The 22,622-nt window shown below is 47.6% G+C and carries 21 protein-coding genes and 1 riboswitch; of the genes, 17 read left to right on the forward strand and 4 right to left on the reverse strand.

What is annotated here, in order from left to right; genetic code table 11:
- Positions 1-4: 4 nt before the first annotated feature.
- Complete coding sequence (nagB, locus tag KNQ13_RS06835; RefSeq protein WP_014969487.1) at positions 5-763, forward strand: glucosamine-6-phosphate deaminase; 759 nt, start codon at positions 5-7, stop codon at positions 761-763.
- Positions 764-989: 226 nt separating this feature from the next.
- Positions 990-2,087 (forward strand): LCP family protein, encoded by a 1,098-nt coding sequence (locus KNQ13_RS06840; RefSeq protein ID WP_034774486.1) that lies wholly within the window; start codon positions 990-992, stop codon positions 2,085-2,087.
- A gap of 294 nt (positions 2,088-2,381) precedes the next feature.
- Here KNQ13_RS06840 and phnF read toward each other — a convergent pair whose 3' ends face one another.
- Complete coding sequence (phnF, locus tag KNQ13_RS06845; RefSeq protein WP_014969490.1) at positions 2,382-3,116, reverse strand: phosphonate metabolism transcriptional regulator PhnF; 735 nt, start codon at positions 3,114-3,116, stop codon at positions 2,382-2,384.
- A 128-nt stretch (positions 3,117-3,244) separates the two neighbouring features.
- Between phnF and KNQ13_RS06850 the strand changes: the two genes are divergently transcribed.
- From KNQ13_RS06850 to lysA, 12 genes are all read left to right on the forward strand, one after another.
- Positions 3,245-4,396, forward strand: a complete 1,152-nt coding sequence (locus KNQ13_RS06850) for an alanyl-tRNA editing protein (protein WP_026830859.1) — start codon at positions 3,245-3,247, stop codon at positions 4,394-4,396.
- Positions 4,393-4,821 (forward strand): GNAT family N-acetyltransferase, encoded by a 429-nt coding sequence (locus tag KNQ13_RS06855; protein ID WP_014969492.1) that lies wholly within the window; start codon positions 4,393-4,395, stop codon positions 4,819-4,821. Before KNQ13_RS06850 ends, KNQ13_RS06855 begins: the two co-directional genes overlap by 4 nt.
- A 118-nt stretch (positions 4,822-4,939) precedes the next feature.
- On the forward strand, positions 4,940-6,145 hold the full coding sequence (locus KNQ13_RS06860) for an argininosuccinate synthase (RefSeq protein WP_014969493.1): 1,206 nt from the start codon (positions 4,940-4,942) through the stop codon (positions 6,143-6,145).
- The gene (gene argH / locus KNQ13_RS06865; protein ID WP_026830860.1) at positions 6,142-7,515 is read left to right on the forward strand and encodes an argininosuccinate lyase; all 1,374 of its coding nucleotides are present in this window, start codon (positions 6,142-6,144) and stop codon (positions 7,513-7,515) included. The genes KNQ13_RS06860 and argH overlap by 4 nt, the downstream gene beginning before the upstream one ends.
- Positions 7,516-7,581: 66 nt before the next feature.
- Positions 7,582-7,759: riboswitch (Lysine riboswitch) on the forward strand.
- Between the two features lie 113 nt (positions 7,760-7,872).
- A complete protein-coding gene (locus KNQ13_RS06870; RefSeq protein WP_026830861.1) occupies positions 7,873-9,072 on the forward strand; it encodes an aspartate kinase in 1,200 nt (399 codons plus the stop codon).
- Between the two features lie 12 nt (positions 9,073-9,084).
- Positions 9,085-10,077 (forward strand): aspartate-semialdehyde dehydrogenase, encoded by a 993-nt coding sequence (locus KNQ13_RS06875; protein ID WP_026830862.1) that lies wholly within the window; start codon positions 9,085-9,087, stop codon positions 10,075-10,077.
- A gap of 21 nt (positions 10,078-10,098) precedes the next feature.
- Entirely contained in the window at positions 10,099-10,980 is an 882-nt protein-coding gene (gene dapA / locus KNQ13_RS06880; RefSeq protein WP_014969497.1) for a 4-hydroxy-tetrahydrodipicolinate synthase, read from the forward strand.
- Positions 10,977-11,723 carry a 4-hydroxy-tetrahydrodipicolinate reductase gene (dapB, locus tag KNQ13_RS06885; protein WP_014969498.1) on the forward strand — a complete coding sequence of 249 codons (747 nt, stop codon included), beginning with the start codon at positions 10,977-10,979 and terminating at the stop codon, positions 11,721-11,723. Before dapA ends, dapB begins: the two co-directional genes overlap by 4 nt.
- Entirely contained in the window at positions 11,710-12,417 is a 708-nt protein-coding gene (gene dapD / locus KNQ13_RS06890; RefSeq protein WP_014969499.1) for a 2,3,4,5-tetrahydropyridine-2,6-dicarboxylate N-acetyltransferase, read from the forward strand. Before dapB ends, dapD begins: the two co-directional genes overlap by 14 nt.
- 25 nt (positions 12,418-12,442) lie before the next feature.
- Positions 12,443-13,375 (forward strand): branched-chain amino acid transaminase, encoded by a 933-nt coding sequence (locus KNQ13_RS06895; protein WP_014969500.1) that lies wholly within the window; start codon positions 12,443-12,445, stop codon positions 13,373-13,375.
- A complete protein-coding gene (gene alr / locus KNQ13_RS06900; protein WP_026830863.1) occupies positions 13,372-14,430 on the forward strand; it encodes an alanine racemase in 1,059 nt (352 codons plus the stop codon). The genes KNQ13_RS06895 and alr overlap by 4 nt, the downstream gene beginning before the upstream one ends.
- A gap of 12 nt (positions 14,431-14,442) precedes the next feature.
- Positions 14,443-15,756, forward strand: a complete 1,314-nt coding sequence (lysA, locus tag KNQ13_RS06905; protein ID WP_209548214.1) for a diaminopimelate decarboxylase — start codon at positions 14,443-14,445, stop codon at positions 15,754-15,756.
- Positions 15,757-15,800: 44 nt separating this feature from the next.
- On the opposite strand, the gene KNQ13_RS06910 is transcribed toward lysA, so the two are convergent.
- A complete protein-coding gene (locus KNQ13_RS06910; protein WP_026830865.1) occupies positions 15,801-16,820 on the reverse strand; it encodes a LysM peptidoglycan-binding domain-containing protein in 1,020 nt (339 codons plus the stop codon).
- A 206-nt stretch (positions 16,821-17,026) separates the two neighbouring features.
- Between KNQ13_RS06910 and KNQ13_RS06915 the strand changes: the two genes are divergently transcribed.
- Both KNQ13_RS06915 and KNQ13_RS06920 read left to right on the forward strand, forming a co-directional pair.
- On the forward strand, positions 17,027-18,154 hold the full coding sequence (locus KNQ13_RS06915) for an ABC transporter ATP-binding protein (RefSeq protein WP_026830866.1): 1,128 nt from the start codon (positions 17,027-17,029) through the stop codon (positions 18,152-18,154).
- Positions 18,151-19,734, forward strand: a complete 1,584-nt coding sequence (locus tag KNQ13_RS06920) for an ABC transporter permease/substrate-binding protein (RefSeq protein WP_014969505.1) — start codon at positions 18,151-18,153, stop codon at positions 19,732-19,734. The genes KNQ13_RS06915 and KNQ13_RS06920 overlap by 4 nt, the downstream gene beginning before the upstream one ends.
- A 146-nt stretch (positions 19,735-19,880) precedes the next feature.
- Here the strand turns inward: KNQ13_RS06920 and KNQ13_RS06925 are convergent, their stop codons facing one another.
- Together KNQ13_RS06925 and KNQ13_RS06930 are read right to left on the reverse strand one after the other, a co-directional pair.
- Positions 19,881-20,078, reverse strand: coding sequence for a hypothetical protein (locus KNQ13_RS06925; protein WP_014969506.1), 198 nt, complete (start codon positions 20,076-20,078; stop codon positions 19,881-19,883).
- A 108-nt stretch (positions 20,079-20,186) separates the two neighbouring features.
- Positions 20,187-20,726, reverse strand: a complete 540-nt coding sequence (locus KNQ13_RS06930; RefSeq protein WP_014969507.1) for a gamma carbonic anhydrase family protein — start codon at positions 20,724-20,726, stop codon at positions 20,187-20,189.
- A gap of 125 nt (positions 20,727-20,851) precedes the next feature.
- Between KNQ13_RS06930 and ade the strand changes: the two genes are divergently transcribed.
- Entirely contained in the window at positions 20,852-22,582 is a 1,731-nt protein-coding gene (gene ade, locus KNQ13_RS06935) for an adenine deaminase (protein ID WP_026830867.1), read from the forward strand.
- Positions 22,583-22,622: the final 40 nt, after the last annotated feature.

The raw sequence follows: 22,622 nt of genomic DNA on the forward strand, positions 1-22,622 counted from the left end.
GCTGATGAAATGGATGATTGTAAAAAAAGCAGAAGAATTAGCAAACGTCTCGTATCAATTACTAAAACAAGAAATTCTGAGACACCCGGAAGGTTTGACGATAGGTCTCGCGACGGGCAGCTCCCCGCTCGGTGTGTACGAAGAATGGCGTAAGGATCAACTAGATTGCCGGCACGTGACGACTGTCAACTTGGATGAATATGTCGGACTGAGTCCGGATCATCCGCACAGTTACCATACCTTCATGAAGGAACATCTGTTTGAAACGGTTACTTTCAAGGAATCCTATCTGCCGATCGGTAATACAGCGGATCCGGTTGAAGAAAGTGACCGGTACGAACATCTCGTCAGGACACTCGGGATCGATATTCAACTTCTTGGTATCGGCTCAAACGGACATATCGCGTTTAACGAGCCGGGAACTCCGTTTGATGCTAAGACGCATGTCACCGAACTAACGGAATCGACACGACTTGCCAATCAACGGTTTTTTGACCGCTTAGAAGATGTTCCGAGCGAAGCAATCACGATGGGAATCGGCACGATCATGGAAGCGAAAAAGATTTTGTTGGTGGCGTCGAGTGAACGGAAAGCGGAAGCGATCCGGGACATGATGGAAGGACCGGCAACAGTCGACTGTCCGGCGACCATCTTACAACGGCACGCAGATGTCATGGTCGTATTGGATGAAGAAGCGGCAAGCCTGTTATCGGAAGAAGCAAAACGGACTGGTCGGGCAGCGTATACGAATTTTATGAAATGAATCGGGAAACAACGGACTCGTCTTTCACGAAAACGGACTTTTAAAAGTCCATTTTTGGTAAGGCGAGTTTTTTTCTTTTGAAATCCGAATCGAAAAGCATGGACGTTCGTCAAGTAATGAAATCACACGATCTTAATCGAATCGTAAATTGACATTTCAATAAAAGTCCGGATAATGGAGAATAGTGAACTTTACAGAAAATTTACATGAAAATGAGGGCTTACAGATGCAGACGAGATCAGCAAGAAAGAGGCAACCGAGTGCTGGCAAGATGTTCATCAAAGTGATCGCGGCCTTGTTACTACTTTTGACTGTCATCGGTTCCGGTTATGCGGGAGCGGTTTTCATAAAAACGCAGGAAACATTAGCGAAAACACAAATCAACATTCCAGGTTCGAGTGCGAGTTCTAAATATGACGATGTTCCGTCCGAATCGTTTTTGATTTTAGGAACGGATGAGACAAAAGCCAGCAAATCACGGAATGAGCCCGCTCGATCAGATGTCATGATCGTCGGTGTCTTGAACAAAAAAACGGAACAATTGGTGTTGACGAGTATTCCTCGTGACTCGCTCGTTAACATCGACTATTCGAAATATGACGTGCCATACGGGAAGACGGGTGTCGAGCAGGATAAAATCACCCATGCCCACTACTTTGGTTCGATGGATCCATCCAGCTCATACAACGGAATCAAGTTAGCACGTGAGACGACTGAAAATTTGCTTGGAATTGAGATCAACCATGTCGTCAAAGTCAATTTCCAAGGATTTGTTCAATTGATCGATGCCTTAAACGGTGTAGATGTGGATGTCCGTTACGCGTTTAAAGAACAGGATTCAGCACGTAAGGCAGGCACGATTACCGTTGAAAAAGGGATGCAACATCTGACCGGAGAACAGGCACTCGCCTATGTCCGAAATCGTCACGATGATCCACTCGGTGATATCGGTCGGGGACAAAAACAGATGCAAGTCATTCAGGCAGTTGCGAAAGAGGCAGCGAGCTTCCGTTCGCTTGGTGCGTACCGTGATATTTTAGATGCAGTCGGAGACAACGTCGAGACGAATCTAGGTCCCAATGACTATTTACGTCTAGTGGACTTCACGACGGCATTACGTAATACGACCGAATACCAGTTAGCGGGAGAAGGGTATATCGGGATCAGCGGGAAATGGGAATATCATCTCGACCCAGACCAGCTTGACCGTGTCAAAGCAAACTTAACAAAAGCGATGCAAGGACAAGAAGTCTCACCGATCAAAGATGAAACGGAAACACCCGGACAAACCGATTCAACGACAGTCGAAGAACCTGTTCAATAAATCAAAAAAAGGGGCTGACTCAAAAATGAGGACGTCTCTCGATTAAAAGGAATGAAGGGAGGTGGATTTCCGATGTTTGATTCGGAAATCTACCTCCCTTTTCCTTCGTGAACAATAAGAATTTGCATAGAAACGGCCGATAATTCCGTGAAAGATGGAATCATCGGCCATTTGATTGATAGAGGACGGAAACGTTCATCCTCGACGCCCATGGAAAGCGAGGATGTCGGAAACGTCCGTCTCAAGGATTGATCTTGACCTGACTGATGAGTCAGACCCTTTTTTAGGGAATAATCAACGTCGTCGCTCCATCTCGACCGTAAAGGTGTACCGATCGCCACGATAAGCCGAAATGACGTATTCAAACGGTTGATCCGTCGCAAGGAAGGTCAATTGCTCGACCGATAAGACGGGCGAACTGATCGACAAACCGAGATGGTGGGCTTCTTCTTTTGTAGCGAGACGCGACTCGAACGTCTGACTGGCACGACCGAGGTTCAGCCCACTCGCTTCAGCGAATGCGTATAAGGAAGCAATCGCAACTTCCTGATTCAGACCCGGTAACAACTGTTCCGGAATATAGACGGTCTCAAGCGCGAGCGGTTGTTCATTGGCGATGCGTAAGCGTTTTAATTCATAAATCTTGGCACCTTCACGGATGCCCAGTTTATTTGCAATCGTCATTTCAGCAGCAATCACCTGATAGGACAAGAGTTCACTCGCTGGTTCGAGTCCGAGGTGTTCCATCTCCTCTGAAAAACTAGTCAATCCAGACAATTGCATGACGATTTTTTTATTGGCAACGAATGTGCCACGACCTTTTTGACGGATCAGATAACCCGCGTTGACAAGGTTTGAAATCGCTTGGCGAACCGTCATTCGGCTGATTTGATGTGCCTCAGCAAACTCTCGTTCAGAGGGGATCAAATCCCCTGGCTGCAACAGACCACTTTCGATTTGTTGTTTCAAGGCAGCTTCGATTTGATAGTAGATTGGAAGTGGTGAATTTTTATTGATGTGCTGAATCACGGCATTTCGTCCCTTCGCGGTCGATAGTCTTTCGTCTAGTGTACTAGGAAATGAAGGTGCCGACAAACGATTGTAGGCAATTTGTGGCATAATAGAAGCGAAATCAGATGAAGAAAGGTGGGCGTAGGATGCGTCTTGAACAAATTTATCCGACGGTTCGGACATTCGAAACCGTTGTAGCGGATATGAAAGAACAACAGGGGTATTGGGTCGCGTTGGAAAAAAGCTATTTTTACCCGGAAAGTGGAGGACAGCCAGCTGATCGCGGGACGCTGAATGGAATCGAGGTGCTGGATGTCCAACTAATAGAAGGCATCGTTTGGCATCTGCTGAACAGTCCGCTTCTTGGAAAAACTGTTCACGGTGAAGTCGATGATGCAGTCCGGACGGATCATGCGGCGCAACATACAGCCCAACATGTCATTTCGGCGATTTTACAAGATGAGTTTCAGATTAAAACCGTCAGTTTTCGAACAGGATCAGAAGAATCGACACTCGATCTTGCGACGGACCAGTGGGACGAGAAATTACAGAACCGGCTTGAGGAACGGTTACGTCAGGTCATCGTGGCCGGACATGTCATCACGGCTACAGAATACGAAGAGGCGGAGGCTTTGGCATTACCATTACGAAAAATGCCTCAAGTGACTGGTCAAATTCGAGTTGTCCAAATCGGTGAACTCGATTATAGTGCATGTGGCGGAACACACCTTGAATCAACATCAGAACTGGAGTTGATTTTATTTACGGGTCAAGAAAAGATTCGGGGGAATATCCGATTGACGTATGTCGCAAAGGACCGGGCGTTTCGATTACTCACGACAGAACGACGTGTCTTGTCGGAAACTGCACGTTTCTTATCGGCTAAAAAAGATCAGGTCCGTGACGTCGTCGACGAACTGAAACAAGATCAAATCCGGTTGAATCGACAAGTCGGTCAAGCAGAGGACGCGCATGTCCAAACCGTTCTGAAACAGCTCTTGAACGGACCGGAGCAGATTCTAGTGCTTCACCATGAGCAGGAAGATATCCGTTTTTCAGAAAAAATCGGTAAAGCATTGGTAGAAGCAGGGCGTACTGTACTTGTCTGGAACGAGGTCGCTAAGAAACTCTTGATGTACAGCACGGGACGTGTGCATCTCGGACAGTTTACGAAAACACACGTCAAACAGTTTAATGGCCGCGGTGGCGGAAGCGAAACGAACGCGCAAGTTTTGTTCGTAACGCATGAAGATGCACTGGCCTTTGTAGAAGCATTAGAGGAGGAATTACATACATGACCGTCATACAAGTAAAAACAACAGAGCATAAGCAAGCTGTACGCATGATCCGGGAACGTGTTTTCGTCGAGGAACAAGGCGTCCCGCGCAATCTTGAATATGATACACATGACGAAACGGCAATCCATCTCCTCGTTCTCGATGAGATGAATCGTCCGGTGGCGACGGGCAGAACCCGCCCGTATGACGAGCAACGGATGAAGGTGGAACGTGTCGCCACGCTTGCTGCGACACGCGGAAAAGGGTATGGCGGTGAACTGATGCGGGCGATGGAACGGATTGCACGCCGTGAAGGACGGACGATTTTGACGCTTGGTGCGCAAGTCCAGGCGATTCCCTTTTATCAAGGACTTGGTTATGCCATCGTCTCGGATGAATTTGATGATGCCGGGATTCCGCATCGGACGATGGAGAAGAAAATTTGATGGAATTTGATGAGAAATCCTGAAAAAGGGTTTCTTTTTTTTGATATCTATGTATATATATAATTCATAGTGAATTTTTATACAGATAGATACAGTCGACTTCAAGGAGGAATTGGGAATGACGAAACAAAAATTGATTTTAGCGTATTCAGGTGGACTTGATACTTCGGTCGCCATCAAATGGTTGAGCAAGGACTATGATGTCGTCGCGTTATGCATGGATGTCGGTGAAGGAAAAGATTTGACGGTCATCAAAGAAAAAGCATTGCTCGTCGGAGCCGTCGAATCGATCGTTCTTGATGTCAAAGAGGAGTTTGCGAACGAGTTTGTTTTGCCAGCCCTTCAATATGGAGCACATTATGAAGGAGCTTATCCTTTGATTTCGGCACTATCCCGTCCGTTGATCGCTGAAAAACTGGTCGAAGTGGCCCATGCGCACGGCGCAACGGCAGTCGCTCACGGCTGTACCGGAAAAGGAAATGACCAAGTCCGGTTTGAAGTCTCGGTCGCGGCCCTCGATCCGTCACTCGAAGTCATCGCGCCAGTCCGGGAGTGGAAATGGTCACGGGAAGAAGAGATTGCCTATGCTAAGGAAAATGATGTCCCGATCCCGATTAACCTCGACAGCCCGTATTCAATTGATATGAATCTTTGGGGACGGAGTAACGAGTGTGGCGTCCTTGAAAACCCGTGGACAGAACCTCCGCAAGATGCGTATGCGTTGACGGTGGCACCGGAAGAAGCACCGGATCAAGCAGAAGAAATCGTCATCGGTTTTGAAGCGGGTGTACCGACTTCAATCAATGGAACAGCCTATCCACTCGCAAAACTGATCACAGAACTCAACATCATCGCCGGGGCACATGGCGTCGGACGGATTGACCATGTCGAGAACCGTCTTGTCGGGATCAAGTCACGTGAAGTGTATGAGTGCCCGGGTGCAACGGTTTTACTTAAAGCACATGCTGCTTTAGAGACAATCACGCTGACTAAGGATGTTGCTCACTTCAAACCGATTTTAAGCAAACAATATGCAGAGACGATTTATAACGGATTGTTCCACGCACCGTTAACAAAAGGACTGAAAGCCTTCTTGACAGCGACACAACAAGATGTGACGGGCGAAGTCCGCGTCAAACTGTACAAAGGGAACGCGACCGTTACAGGACGTCAGTCAACTGTTTCGCTGTATGACGAGAAACTCGCGACTTACACAAAAGAAGATGCATTTGATCACGAAGCGGCAAAAGGATTCATTAAATTGCATGGTCTAGCGATTGCGACACATGCAAGTGTCCATCGTCAGGAAGGCGTGAAAAAATGACGAAACTATGGGGCGGACGGTTTACGGAAAGTGCTTCCGCTCAGGCGGAGGCATTCGGCGCATCGATTTCATTTGATCAAAAATTGGCGGCTGTCGATTTACAAGGCAGCTTGGCCCATGCACAGATGTTATACGAACAAGGAATTCTCGAGGAGACGGAATGGAAACAAATCGAAGCCGGTCTGCAACGATTACGACAGACGATTGATCAGCATGTCTATTCGCTTGCAGATGAAGACATCCATATGAATCTCGAACGGTTGTTGACGGAGCAGATTGGTCCCGTCGCCGGGAAGTTGCATACAGCACGCAGTCGAAACGACCAAGTCGCGACCGATCTCCATCTTTGGATGGAGCAACATGTGCTCGAACTGTTGACGAGTATCCGTAACTTACAATCTGTCATCACGGGACAGGCAGATCAGCACATCGAAACAATCATGCCCGGTTATACGCATCTCCAACGGGCCCAACCGATTTCGCTGGCCCATCATTTACTTGCCTATTTTTGGATGTTTGAACGGGATGCCGATCGATTAACGGATAACTTGAAGCGGATTCGGATGTCGCCACTCGGTGCCGGTGCACTTGCCGGGACGACGTTCCCGATCGATCGGTTCAAATCAGCCGAGTTGCTTGGTTTTGAGCACGTCTATCCGAATAGTTTAGACGCCGTCTCGGATCGTGATTTTGTCATCGAATATCTCGGAATCGCCTCGACAGTCATGATGCACCTGTCGCGGTTCTGTGAAGAAATCATCATCTGGGCGTCGCAAGAGTTTTCTTTCATCGAGTTATCTGATGCGTTCTCGACCGGTTCAAGCATGATGCCACAGAAAAAGAATCCGGACTTCGCGGAATTGATTCGTGGGAAGACAGGACGGGTATATGGAAACTTGATGGGGTTCTTGACGACGATGAAAGCATTACCACTCGCTTACAATAAAGATATGCAAGAAGATAAGGAAGGCGTCTTTGATACGGCTGATACGGTGTTACAATCGGTTCAGATTTTTACCGGGATGCTTGAATCCGCTACGTTTAAGACAGAAGCGCTCAAGAAGGCGACGATGCAAGACTTCTCGAATGCAACGGAACTGGCAGATTATTTGGTCACAAAAGGCATACCCTTCCGTGAAGCACACGAAATCGTCGGGAAAGCCGTCCTGCATTGCGTCCAATCAAATTGTTTCTTAAAAGATTTGACGCTTGTGACGTATCAGACGTTCCATCCGGTAATCGGGGAAGACGTCTATCCGTTACTTGATCCGGTTCAAGCCGTCGCACGACGGGGAAGCTATGGTGGGACTGGTTTTGATGCTGTCCGAGAACAATTGACATCGGCGAAGCAGAAGCTGGAAGAAGGATAAAAATCAAAAAAGTTTGGCAAATCACTGGATTTAACAAAAAATGTTTGCTATAACTGTAACTAACAACCGACAGATAGAGGCGCGGATGACATCAGTAGCAACACTGACAAAGGCAAGCATGCCAAGTGATGTGAAAGGGGAAATCCGCCGAAGTGAACAGGAAAATGCTTTTTCCTGATTGCTGGTACAACGGTTAAGATCCGTTGTACTGCCGAAACCCACGTTTCGGAGCGCTATCTTACGTAAAAGAACGTATGACACTGTCATCGTTTGTCCGATCGTGATAACGACGGGCCGTAGGAACGCTCCTACCGGCCCGTCGTTTTTTTCTGTTTCGGGACAAAAGGAGATAGGATTGTGACAACTGTACTTAAATTTGGTGGTAGTTCGGTTGCGACTGTCGAACAGATTCAGTCTATTGCGAATTATTTGAAGAATCGGACGGATCAAGGTGAAAAATTAGTCGTCGTCGTATCAGCAATGGGGAAAATGACAGACTCCTTGATTGCGCAGGCCCAGGCAATCACGGATCGGCCGGAACGCCGTGAACTCGATCGTCTGCTTGCGATTGGTGAGGAACAGACAATCTCGCTCCTTAGTATTGCCTTGAACTCACTCGGGACAAAAGCACTGTCGCAGACAGGTGCTCAAGCCGGCATCAGTACGATGGGGCTCCATACGAAAAGTAAAATCAAACAGATTGATGGTGGATTGCTTCGGAAAAAACTGGAGACCTACGATGTCATCATCGTTGCTGGTTTCCAAGGAGTCAATGAACTGGGGGATGTCACGACACTCGGACGTGGCGGATCCGATACGACTGCCGTCGCACTGGCAGCCGTTCTCGATAAACGCTGTGAAATCTATACGGACGTCGATGGAGTATATACGGCAGATCCACGGATTCATGCCGCGGCCCAACCGATTCCACATATTTCATATGATGAGATGATGGAAATGAGTGCGCTCGGATCAAAAGTCATGGAGATGCGTAGTGTCGAGCTTGGTAAAAAATATGGTGTGCATATCTTTGTTGGGAAAACACTTGAATCGGAAAGAGGGACTTGGATCATGGAGGTAACGGAAACGATGGAACAAAAAGCGGTCACGAGTGTCAGTGTGACGAAAAACGTCATGACAGTATCGATTAAACATGTACCGCAGACGAACTCAGCGGTCGCGGATATCTTTGAATTGTTATCGGGTCGTCACGTCAACATCGATATGATCAGTCAGACGACGTTTGACAGTGACATCTTCCTCTCCTTCTCTTGTCCGTTAGACGAAGAAGAGTTTTTGGAAGAAGCGTTGCAGGACATCATGGAACGTTTTCCAACGGTAAAGGTTGATCGGCATAACCAACACGCTAAATTATCCGTTGTCGGAATCGGGATGCGTGACGCAACCGGGGTCGCCTCAAAATTATTTGCGACATTCCGGGCAGAAAATATCACGTTTTATCAAGTTACGACATCAGAAATCAGTATTTCGTATACGATTGCTCAAGCCGATATCGAACGAACGGTCGCAGCGATTGCAAACGCATTTGAATTGTAAGGAGGAAATGAGATGTATCATGTAGCAGTCATTGGCGCAACGGGCGCTGTCGGACAAAAAATGTTACAAGTCTTGGCCGAACTCGATTTTCCAGTTCGTCAGATTTCAGCCTATGCGTCCGCGCGTTCCGCAGGCAAAACGGTTCAATTTAAAGGACAAGACATCATGATTCAAGCCTTGTCGGAGCAGATTACAGATGACGGAATCGATGTTGCCTTGTTCGCAGCGGGGGGAACAATCAGTGAACAGTATGCACCGTTACTTGCGAACGCAGGGACACTCGTCGTTGATAATTCAAGTGCTTTCCGGATGCAAGCCGGTATCCCGCTTGTCGTTCCGGAAGTGAACCCCGAAGCGATCGGACCGAAAAACCGGCTGATTGCAAATCCGAACTGTTCGACCATTCAATCCGTCGTCGCCCTGGCGCCGTTACAACAATTTGGACTGAAACGCGTCAACTATACGACGTATCAAGCCGTGTCCGGTTCGGGACAAAAAGGGATCGAAGATTTAGCACGGGGAAGTCGTGGTGAAGAACCGGTCAATTATCCGCATCCGATTTTTGATAATATCTTGCCGCATATCGATGTGTTTTTACCGGACGGTTATACAAAAGAAGAACAAAAAATGATCGATGAAACACGAAAAATCTTTCAGTTGCCGGAGTTGCCGGTCAGTGCGACATGTGTCCGCGTACCGGTCACGAATGCCCACTCGGTTGCGATCAACGTGACGTTCGAGCAGGAGACGACAGTTGAAGCGATTCGCGCTGCATTGATTGACGCACCAGGTGTCGTCCTTGTCGACGATGTCAGTCAAAATCAATACCCGATGCCGCTTGACGCGAGTGGAACAGATGATGTCTATGTCGGACGGATTCGTCAGGATCAAAGTTTCCCGAATACGTTCCATATTTGGTGTGTTGCCGATAACATCCGGAAAGGTGCTGCATCGAACGCTGTCCAAGTGGCGCGCCAAGCGCTCGAAAGTTCAATCCATTCTTAAAAAACCGAGGAGGAACCTGATATGTTTAGAGGAGCAGGAACAGCACTCGCCACACCGTTCACATCAACGGGTGAACTGGACTTAACGGTATTTGAACAACTGATCGAACAGCAACTCGCAGCAAACATTCAAGCACTTGTCGTCGGTGGGACGACAGGAGAAGGATCGACGCTGACGAACACAGAATTTGAGACGTTGCTGACGACGGCTGTCCGTGTGACAGCTGGACGTGTCCCGGTCATTGCCGGAACAGGGACGAACAATACGGCTCAAACGATTGAAAAAACACAAACAGCGGCACGCCTCGGAGCAGATGCGGCGATGCTCGTGACACCTTATTACAATAAGACGTCGCAAGCAGGGCTCGTGGCTCACTTTACGGCTGTTGCCGATGCTGTTGACCTACCGATCATGTTATATAACGTCCCGTCCCGAACAGGTGTCGCAATTGCTGTCGAGACGGCAGTGACGTTATCGAAACACCGAAACATCCAAGCGTTCAAAGAAGCGAGTGGGGATGTCAGTTTCATGGGAGAACTGATGACGGCCTTACCAAAAGACTTTGCTGTTTTCTGTGGCAATGACGACCAGATCCTGCCGTACATGGCATGGGGGGCACAAGGTGTGATTTCCGTCTTGTCGAATCCATACCCAGCGGAAACGCAGGCACTTGCAGAAGCCTTGCTCGAAAATGATTACGAAACGGCTCGTCGCCTCCAGAGTGATCTGATGCCCGTCATTTCCGCCTTGTTCAGCGATGTCAATCCGATCCCGGTCAAAGCAGCTCTTGAAGAAATCGGAATTGCCGTTGGAGCACCTCGTCTGCCGCTCGTCCGTCAGTCGGATGCGGGACATGCTCACTTGATTGAGACGATGCGAAGTTATAAAGGAGTGGTTGGATGAAACTTGCCATTCACGGATACGGCGCAACGGGACATTACGTCCATGAACTGGCACCGGACGCGGTCGTTGCGGTAATTGATAAAACAAAGACCGCTGCAGATGTTCCCTCATACGGAACGCTCGCAGAGCTAGAGGAATCAGTCGATGCAATCATTGACTTTTCGCATCCAAGTTTGTTGCCGGACTTACTGGAATACGGTCTGAAGACGAAAACACCACTCGTCATCGCGACGACCGGTTTCTCGGAAGCGGAATTGCAGACGATTCGCGACGCCTCAAAACAGATTCCAATTTTCCAATCGTATAACATGTCGTTTGGGATTGCGATGATGCAACAGTTGTTAAAGACACTGGTGCCGCTCGCCGGAGCATTCGACATCGAACTGCTTGAGAAACACCATAATCAAAAAGTCGATGCACCAAGCGGGACAGCGGAACTGTTGTTGCGGACGATACAAGACCTGCGGGATGTCAAACCGGTCTACGAACGGGAATCGACACGCGAGAAGCGGGAAGCAAACGAAATTGGGATGCACTCGATGCGTGGCGGAACGATCTTCGGGGAACATGAAGTATTATTCGCCGGCGTCGATGAATTGATTGAAATCAAACACACGGCGTTATCAAAAAAAGTTTTTGCTTCAGGTGCCATCAAAGCGGCGGAAGCGCTCATTCAAAAATCAGCGGGACTCTATACACTGGAGACGCTTTACACACAGGAGGATTCACATGTTATTAACTGATGCTTATGAAATTGCGAAATTCATTAAAGATGCTAAAAAACAAACACCGGTCAAACTGTATGTCAACGGGGACCTGGCAGGACTGACGATTGAAGGTGCAACAGCCTTCGGAACGGATCAATCGAAAATTTTCTTCGCCGATGCAGGACTTGCTTCGACATTCTTAGAAGAGAATGCAGACCGGATTACTGAGGTGCACGTCGAATATGACCGTCGCAACAGTGCCGTGCCGATGCTCGATACACGCCATTTGAATGCCCGGATCGAACCAGGTGCATGGATTCGGGATCATGTCGTCATCGGCGATAACGCGGTCATCATGATGGGTGCAATCATTAATATCGGTGCATCAATCGGAGATGGTACAATGATAGATATGAACGCTGTCGTCGGTGCACGCGGGACGATTGGTAAAAACGTTCATGTCGGTGCCGGCGCCGTGGTCGCAGGGGTCCTTGAACCACCTTCGAAAACACCGGTCATCATTGAAGACGGTGTCTTAATCGGAGCGAATGCCGTCATCTTAGAAGGTGTTCGTGTCGGAAAAGATGCGGTCGTCGCAGCAGGCAGTGTCGTCACAGAAGACGTCCCTGCCGGCAGCGTAGTGGCTGGTACGCCAGCACGTGTCATCAAACAGAAAGATGCAAAAACAGCAGAGAAGACGCAACTGGTGGATGATTTACGTTCACTCTGATTGACGTCGAAGAGGAGGAAAACACATGGCAGTGGATACACAGTATGGAGAAGCAATTTGGTTAGACGGGGTTTTTCATGATCCAAAAGAGGCAACTACGAGCGTCATGTCCCATGCGATTCATTACGGAAGCGGATTCTTCGAAGGCATCCGTGCGTATGCGACACCGGATGGTCCGGCGATTTTCCAATTGACGGAACATATTGAACGTCTGTTCCGCAGTTGCGCGTTTTATCATGTGACGATTCCTTATACAGTGGAAGAACTTGTCCAAGCGACGATTGATCTTGTCGCCAAAAACGGCTTTGAATCTTGTTACATTCGTCCATTTGTTTTCCTCGGTACACCGTGGCAAGCATTGATGGCTAAAGATACGACGGTCCACGTCGGAATTTCTTGCTGGGAACTCGGTGAATACTTTGATAAAGGTGTTGGCATCCGGGCGAAAGTCGCTTCATACCGCCGCGTTTCATCGACAATGATGCCGATGCAAGCAAAAGCAGCTGCCAACTATATGAACTCGCAACTCTTAAAAGGAGAAGCACTTCGTGATGGATTTGATGAAGCGATTGCCCTCGATATGAACGGAAACGTCAGTGAAGCGAGTGTCGCGAACTTGTTTATGTTGAAAAACGGAACGATCTATACACCATCGCTCGATTGTTCGGTTCTTGATGGCATCACGCGTCAAGTGGTCATGCGTCTTGCACAAGATCAGGGATATCCTGTCGTCGAACGTCATATCGGTCGGGATGAGTTGTATGTTGCGGATGAAATCTTCTTAACAGGAACGGCTGCAGAAATCACAAGTGTCGGTGAAATTGATCATATCGTCATCAACGGCGGAACACGGGCTGTCGCGGATGAATTACTTGATCTCTACCGTCAAACCGTCTCGGGTCAATTGCCACAATATGCATCGTGGTTGACTTACGTGACGCCAGCCATCGCAGAATGAGTTCAAGAACAATCGTTACAATCGATCGGGAAGCGGTGCGACGAAATGTCGCATCGGTTTTCGCCCGGTCCAATAAGCAGATTTTTGCCGTGGTCAAAAATAATGCCTATAATCTAGGGATGATTGAAATGGTCGCCACATTGATGGAAGCCGGTGTTCGTCATTTTGCCGTCGCGGAAGTCTACGAAGCAATTGAAATTAAAACGAATTTTCCAGACAGTTATGTACTGGCGATGAATCCGGCGTCGCACTTCAAAGAAGTCCGCCTGCACGGTGTTGCCCTTGGAATTCCTTCGCTCGATTGGCTGACACGTCATCAGGCTGATTTGTCGGGAATCGAACTCCATCTCAAAGTGAATGTCGGGATGAACCGTTTTGGTGTCAGTTCGCTTCAAGAAGCGTTATCAGTGCTTGAGACAGTACGCGAACAAGATCTTGCGTTGACAGGTCTCTATACACATTTTCCACTGGCGGATGAACCGGGGGCCGATCACGATGGTCAAGTCGAACGGTTTTTAGAAATCACCGATGTGTTACGAACAAAACAATCGTTCCCTTACATTCATGCAGAAAACAGTGCAACGATCGTCAAACATGATCCACGGCTCGCATTTTGTAATTATGTCCGTCCTGGTATTTTCTTGTTTGGTTACTCACCGATTGAAAAAATGGATTGGTTGATTCCTTCACTCCGGATGACGACGGAAGTCGTTGAGATTCGTCAAGTGGAAGCAGGGGAACACGTCGGATATGGTACGTCTTATACGGCGCCAGAAACGATTCGTGTCGCCGTTCTGCCGGTTGGATATGGAGATGGGGTTGTCCGCGGACGCTCATCGCTTCCAGTCATCATCAACGGGAAAAGATATCCGATCATCAGCAAATTGTTCATGAGTCATACGTTCATCGCCATCGATTCAACGGTTCAAATCGGTGACAAGGTTGTGCTCTATGGGGACGGCATCGAAATCGATGATATTACCCGGACCGGGACAGCCAACAATTCGGAACAGATGTGTGCCCGCTCATGGCGTTTGACACATCGTTATTTATAAGGGGGAATCCAGATGTACGGAAGCCAATATTTGACGGAACAAGAGAATGAATTACAAATCGATGGTGTGGCGGCAACGGCGCTTGCAAAACAATACGGGACACCGCTTTATGTCATGGCAGAACGTGAATTGACAGACCGTCTGGTGACCGTACGGGATGCCTTTTTAGAGAAATATCCGAACACGTATGCCTCGTTTGCTTCCAAAGCGTTGACGATTGGTGCGGTGTACCAGCAAGTCGTAAAGCATGGTCTCGGCATTGATGTCGTCACTGGCGGTGAACTATATATTGCCCGTAAAGCGGGTGTGCCGGCGGAACGAATCTACTTCCATGGCTCGAACAAATCGACACAAGATTTACGGTATGCCGTGGATGAGGGAGTCGGGAAGATTGTTATCGATCATTATGGAGAGATCGCCCAACTCAATCAAATTGCGGCAGATGCCTGTCAAACCGTTCAGGTATTGATTCGGATTGTACCGCAAGTCATTGGCGGTGCGCACACGAAAATTCAGACCGGCGGTGTCGATACGAAGTTCGGTTTCTCGACGCATGATGATTCGTATCTTGAAGCGATCGAAGCGATTCTTGCATCCGAACACTTAGTCTTGCTTGGTATTCATTGTCACGTCGGTTCACAAATTCAAGAGATCGAACTGTTTGAACGGACGGCGCGGACGATGATGGGGTTTGTCGAAACGATCCGGGAGCGGACGTCCTTCGTCGCAAGCGAAGTCAATCTCGGCGGTGGTTTTGGGATTGCCTATACGCAAGACGATCAGCCGCTTGATTTTGAACAAACGATCGAGCGGGTCATGACCATCATCGACGTCGAGACGACACGTCTTGCAATCGACCGACCACGAATCGGCATCGAACCAGGTCGTTGGGTTGTGGCTAATGCCGGAACGACGCTTTACACGGTCGGGGCGATCAAGGAAGTGCAGGGTGTCAGAACGTACCTGTCAGTTGATGGCGGTATGGCCGACAATATCCGTCCTGCTTTATACGGGGCCGTGTATGAAACCGTCATCGCCAATCGAATCAAAGGAGAAACACGACATGTGACGGTCGTGGGTGCAGCTTGCGAGTCCGGTGATCTGGTTGCCGAGTCGGCGAACGTGGCAGATCCGGTCAGTGGCGATACACTGGCTGTCTTTGGGACGGGTGCCTACAACTATTCGATGGCAAGCAACTACAATCAATTTTTACGACCGGCCGTCGTCTTCGTCAACAAAGGAGAGTCCCGCGAAGTTGTTCGTCGACAGACCTATGCCGATTTGATCCAGTGTGATCTCGGACTGGAAAACATTCCATCCTCTTAAAACTAAAAAACACCTTCGTCTTCAACGGACGAAGGTGTTTTTGGTTACTTCGGAATGACGAGGACTTGTCCCACCGAAATCAAATTGACATTGGTGATTTTGTTGGCACTGGCGAGAGCGGTGACGGTGACACCATATTTCGTTGCGATCGAATATAACGTATCTCCTGCTTTGACCGTATAAGTGACGGTCGCAGGCGGAGGTGTCGTTCCCGGAATGACAAGAACTTGACCAACGTTGATCAAATTATAGTTCGTGATATTGTTTGCTTTGGCGAGAGCTGCGACGCTGACATTGTAGAGGTTAGCGATTTTGTAAAGGGTATCGCCCGATTTGACGGTGTAGGTTTTACTGCCACTTGGAGGCAGTTTCAGCAATTCTGAAATCGTGACGAATTTATACCCTTTGGCTTTGAGTTGTGAAATCATCGAAGGTAGGGCAACAGGTGTTCCGGGGGCACCGGCACCAGTATGCATCAGAACGATTGAACCCGGGACGACATTGGGGACGACACGCGCCAAAATAGCGCTTGAACTGATACCTTTCCAGTCTGTCGTATCAATGTTCCACTGAATCGTTTTTGTATAACCGGCATTTCCGACGGCTGCTAAGACGGCACTGTTACTTGCACCAAACGGCGCACGGAAGATTGGTTTGGTTGTTCGACCGGTCAGCGATTTGATTAACGTTTCTGTCTTAGACAGTTCGCTCGTCATTTGTGCGGCGGTCAATTTCGTGAAGTCTGGATGCGTGTAGGAGTGATTTCCGATTTGATGAGTGGGGGTGGCGGTCGCGATGTTTTTAATCCGCTGAGGGTGGTTGTTGGCTCCAGTACCCGTCAGGAAGAAGGTGGCTTTGACATTGTTACTTTTTAAGATGCTCAAAATTTTTGTGATGTTCCCACCGTCTGACCCATCATCAAATGTCAACGCGACGACTTTACTGGTCGTTGAACCTTTCGTGACGAACGTCGAACTTGCTGCATCTGCTGTCAAACCGTAACTGAAGAAAGGAAAAAGCGATATCAGCACGATCATGATGATTCGAATCCACTTCGTATGCATGTGTATTTCGCCTCCTTTTTCTAGGATGACTGTCTCTCACTTGTCTCTACTTATCTATTACCCTTTTTGAGCAATAAAACTAAAAAAGAGGGAAATAATTCCCCAATCATTGTTGGTTCAAACGGAATAAACTGAGATAATTGTTTAATCATGAAATGAACAGGGAAAACATGATATATGGAAATAGTAAAAGGAGTGGAATATGAATGATTGAATTTAAAAACGTTGGCAAGCAATTTAAAGATAACGTTGTCTTAAAAGGCTTGACCCTCGAAATCAAAGAGGGTGAACTGGTTGTCTTCATCGGACCAAGTGGTTGTGGGAAAACGACGTCCCTTAAAATGATCAACCGATTGATTGAACCATCGTCAGGTACGATTTTAGTGAACGGGAAAGATATCATGAAAACGGATACGATTGAATTACGTCGTCATATGGGATACGTCATTCAGCAAACTGGTTTATTTCCACATATGACCGTTCGGGAAAACATTCAGTTGATTGCCGGTCTCGAAGGAAAAGATCATGATCAAATGGACCTTCGGACAGAAGAATTGCTTCAAATGGTCGGGCTGGATCCAAAACAATTCATTGATCGTTATCCAAGCGAATTGAGTGGTGGACAACAACAGCGGGTTGGTTTCGCCCGAGCGTTGATGAATGACCCAGATGTCATCTTAATGGATGAACCGTTTAGTGCGCTTGACCCCGTCACACGAAATGACCTCCAAGAAGAATTATTCAACCTCCAAGAAGAAGTCAAAAAAACGATTGTATTCGTCACCCACGATATGGATGAAGCGATTAAGTTAGCCGATCGGATTTGTATCATGCGTGATGGGGAAATTGTTCAATTTGATACACCGGAAGAAATCTTACGTCACCCGAAAGACGAGTACGTCGAATCATTTATCGGGAAAAATAAGATTTGGAGCAGCCCGGCGTTTATCAAAGCAGAGGACATCATGATTGAAGATCCTGTCTCAATCAGCGGAAAACGAACGTTATTACAAGGGATTGAAATCATGCGTGGACGCAAGGTCGACAGTCTGTTGATTACGGATCGCGACCGGATCCTGCAAGGAATCGTCAAGTTGAAAAACATTCAAACTGCACCTGACAAGGGAGTACGAATCGAAGACGTCATGGAAGGTGAACTCGTCGCCGTCGATGAACAAGACTCGTTGCTTGATGTACTTGAAGTCATGAACCATGAAGAAACAGGTTATTTACCTGTCACCAACAAATCGGGTCAATTACGTGGATTAATTACAAGAAGTAGCTTACTTTCCGTCTTGAGTGAGCAGTTCATTCAGGAGGAGGAAGTACAATGAGTGGATTTTTAGATTATGTGCAAAATAATACCGGTCAGATTTTTGACTTATTACTTGAACACCTACAGTTAACTGTGTTTGCCGTCGTCATTGCGGTCATACTCGGTATTCCAATCGGGATTCTGATTACACGGTATCAGCGGTTTGCAAAACCCGTACTCGCCTTGACGAGTGTCGTCCAAGCCGTTCCGAGTCTTGCTTTACTTGGATTCTTGATTCCATTTATCGGCATTGGATCAACACCAGCCATTATCATGGTCGTCTTGTATTCCTTACTTCCGATCGTCAAAAATACGTATACAGGTTTATCAAGTATTCCAGGAGATATGTTGGAAGCTGCAAAAGGGATTGGACTGACCGAACGACAAGTTTTAGGAAAGGTTCAAATTCCGCTTGCTTTACCAATCATGATGGCTGGAATTCGGATCTCGGCCGTGACGGCTGTTGGTCTGATGACGATTTCTGCCTTTATCGGTGCCGGTGGACTTGGTTATCTTGTCTTCTCGGGTATCCAGACAGTCGATAATAATCAAATCCTTGCCGGAGCGATTCCTGCAGGTATCTTAGCCCTTGCGATTGACTTCATCGTCAGTCGGATCGAATATTCTGTCGCACCAAACGGAATTCAGCTGGCAGACGGTCGAATCAAAAGTAAAGCCCGTAAACGCCGGAAAGCGATGACGGCCGGGAAGAAAATTGCCATCGTGAGTATCATTTTCCTGCTGATTGGTGGAACGGTCGCGTATTCGTTCTTAAAAACGGATAAGATCGTCATCGGTTCAAAAAACTTTACCGAACAATTGATTTTAGGAAACATGTTAGCAGACTTGATCGAGGAGAAAACCGATCTCGAAGTCGAACGTCAACTCAACCTGGGTGGGACGAAAGTTGCCTATGGTGCTTTAGAAACGGGCGAGATTGATGCCTACGTCGAGTATACAGGGACGTTATTGATTGATGTCTTGAAACAGGATGTCGAGACTGATCCAAAAGCCGTTTATGAAAAGGTAAGTAAGATGATCCCGGCGAAAAGTCAGGTCGATGTTCTCGATTCAATTGGTTTTAATAACACGTATGCGTTGGCGATGACAAAAGAAGATGTCGAAAAATACGATTTGAAGACCGTATCCGATATGGCAGCAGTCAGCAATCGTCTTATTCTCGGATCGACGATCGAATTCGCGAACCGTGAAGATGGATACCTCGGATTGAAAGAGAAATACCCTGATATGAAATTCCAAGATGTTCAGCCTGTTGATGGGGGACTTCGTTATACCGCATTGACGAACGGGAAAACGAATGTCATCGATAGTTTCTCGACAGACGGTTTGTTAAAGAAATTTGATTTGACCGTTCTCGAAGATGATAAAGAATTTTTCCCGCCGTACTATGCAGTCCCGATTGTGCGTCAAGAAACGTTGGAAGAACATCCGGAACTGAAGGAAGTCCTGAATCTGTTGAAGGATAAAATCACAGATGAAAAGATGCAAGAATTGAACTTTAAAGCGGATGTCGAAAAAGAGCGTCCGGAAGACGTGGCACGTGACTTCTTGATTGAAGAAGGATTAATCAAAAAGTAACGAAAAGAGAGCCGAGGCGGGAATCCGCTTCGGCTCTTTGTTATGCGCGCTGACGCGCTATATCGTTTTGGAAAATAGGTAATCCGGATTAGATCATTATTTTTTGATTCGACTAGCGAGCCAAGCGCGAACTGTACTTTGTTGGATCATACATGTTCTTCCTCTCTTGATTGAATTATTCCTAAACTCAAGGATTTTTGCTCGGCATCATTAACAATACGGTCTTGTAGCTCTTTCGTCAACCAATCTGTTTCTTGCTCCGGTAAAGTCGGCAAACCGTAACTTGGATTATTTGTGGATGAAAATAGATCTGCCATCAACCGTTCTTCGAATAATGGTGTCATTTCAAATCCCCCTCGGTTTCGAATCCTGTCCTACACTTCTAGTGTAAGGGAGAGATGTAAACAAACGAGAGGCAAATTGTTAAAAACAGGTGAACTTTGTAAGCGTTTTCACATTGTCGTCAAATCTTCTTCGATTATTCGACAATCAGCTGCGTATTGTTGACCCCGTTTGACGTACTTTCGGATGGTTCGCTCCATGATGAACCGATCATGGTCATTGATTTCACGGACGACCTTAGCCGGTACACCCATGACCATCGAATTGGGTGGAACCACCATCTTTGGAGGGACGACACTGCCTGCCGCGATGAAGGAGCCACTGCCAATCTCCGCTTCGTCAAGAATCGTTGCCGACATACCGATCAAAGCTCCTTGGCGGATGATGCCCCCATGGATCATCGCCATATGTCCGATCGTCACGTCATCTTCAATGATGGTCGGGTATCCTTCATACTGGTGAATCATCGATCCATCCTGAATGTTGACGCGTTCCCCGATTGTAATCGGTCCTTCATCCCCGCGGATGACGGTATTGAACCAAACGGTCGAATCCTGACCGATCTGGACTTCACCGATGACTTTAGCTCCGTCTGCGATATAGACACTGGGATCGACGTTTGGGACGAGTTGACCTACACGATATTTCATGCTGAATTCCTCACCTTCTCATTTAAATGTACGTTTTCATCTTGACCTGCCGAAAAATAAATTGCAACTGCTTACAATCTAATTGTAAGATGGTAAAAATACCGTTCACCACAGGAGGAAACAGGATGGATCAGACAGTTCGAGCACGCCTCATCACGATTGCTGCGAAAAAAGAGAAAGCAGCGGTCGTTTATCAAAATATTCAAGTCATCGATGTCATGACACGCGAAACCTATCAGGCAGATGTCGCGGTCGATTCAGGTTACATCGTGGCCGTCGGAGAAGGATACGAAGGGGTCGAGACGATTGATGGAACAGGAAAGTTCATCGCCCCAAGCTTCATCGATGGACATGTTCATATCGAGTCTTCGATGGTGACGCCAAGTGAATACGAACAGGCGATTTTGCCACTTGGTGTGACGACCATCATTGCCGATCCACATGAAATTGCAAACGTAAAAGGAGCAGAAGGTCTTCAGTTCATGTTAGACGACGCAGAAGGGTTGTCGCTTGACGTCCGGATGATGTTACCGAGTTGTGTGCCAGCGACTTCATTTGAGCACGCTGGTGCGTCGTTAGACGCCAAGGCGTTAGAACCGTTCGTGAACCACCAAGGGGTACACGGTCTAGGCGAAGTCATGGATTATCCGGCCGTCGAACGGGCCGATGCGGATATGTTGAAAAAAATCGAACAGATCGAAGCAGCTGGAAAGCTCGTGGATGGTCATGCAGCGGGACTTGGCGTCCGTGAACTGAATATTTATGGAGTAGCGGGTATTCGAACGGATCATGAATCAGTTAGTAAAGAAGAAGCGATTGCCCGAGCGCGGCGTGGGTTGTATGTCGAAGTACGGGAAGGATCTGCGGCACGGAATCTTCGAGAAGTGTTAGATGCCGTCACCGAAAGTAATGCCAGCCGTTTTCTGTTTTGTACGGATGATAAACATTTGGATGATACGTTACGTGAAGGGACGATCGACTATAATATCCGTTATGCCATCCGTCATGGGATCAAACGGGAAACAGCCTATGCGATGGCATCGCTCCATGCGGCTAATGCCTACCAGTTACACGACCGGGGAGCAATCGTCCCGGGTCGTCGTGCCGACTACGTGATTTTGAGTGATGCGAATCAAGTGGTGATCGACGAAGTCTTCGTAAAAGGAGAGTCTGTCGCCCGTAACGGAAAAACAACCGTTTCGTCTGAAAAGACACCTGTTCCGGCAACACTTCGTGGTGAATTGAAAACAAAGCCGATCACGGATCGTCTATTTGAACTTTCCCTAGAGGAACCGAAGGCACATGTCATCGGAATCATTCCGAAAAGTATTGTCACGGAACATTTGATTTTGGATGTACCGCTTCAGGATGGAAAATTCCTAGCTGTTCCGGAACAGGATTTGTTGAAGATTGCAGTGATCGAGCGTCATCATGCGACAGATTTTTCAGCGGTCGGCATCGTCAAAGGATTCAAGATGAAGCGAGGAGCGATTGCTGCGACGGTTGCTCATGATTCCCATAACTTGGTCATTGTCGGAACATCCGATGCAGAGATGAAGCTTGCGGCAGAACGGTTGGTCAAAGCCGGTGGAGGCGTCATCGCAGTGAACGGAACGGAAGTTTTGGCAGAGTTACCACTTGAGATTGCAGGTTTGATGACCAGTCGGCCCTTCCAAGAGGTAGGGGATACACTCGAAGCACTCAATGATGCACTTGATGTACTTGAAGCGGATCGTTCGTTTAATCCGTATTTAACGATGTCCTTCCTCTGTTTGCCAGTCATCCCGAATTTAAAGTTAACGGATAGTGGCTTGTTTGACGTTAAAACGTTCCAACATATTTCCGTTCAAGCTTGATCTATAGGTAAAGTCCAGTACAAATCATCGACTGGACTTT

The sequence above is a fragment of the Exiguobacterium sp. s128 genome, assembly GCF_018618815.1.
Taxonomy (GTDB): Bacteria; Bacillota; Bacilli; order Exiguobacteriales; family Exiguobacteriaceae; genus Exiguobacterium_A; species Exiguobacterium_A antarcticum.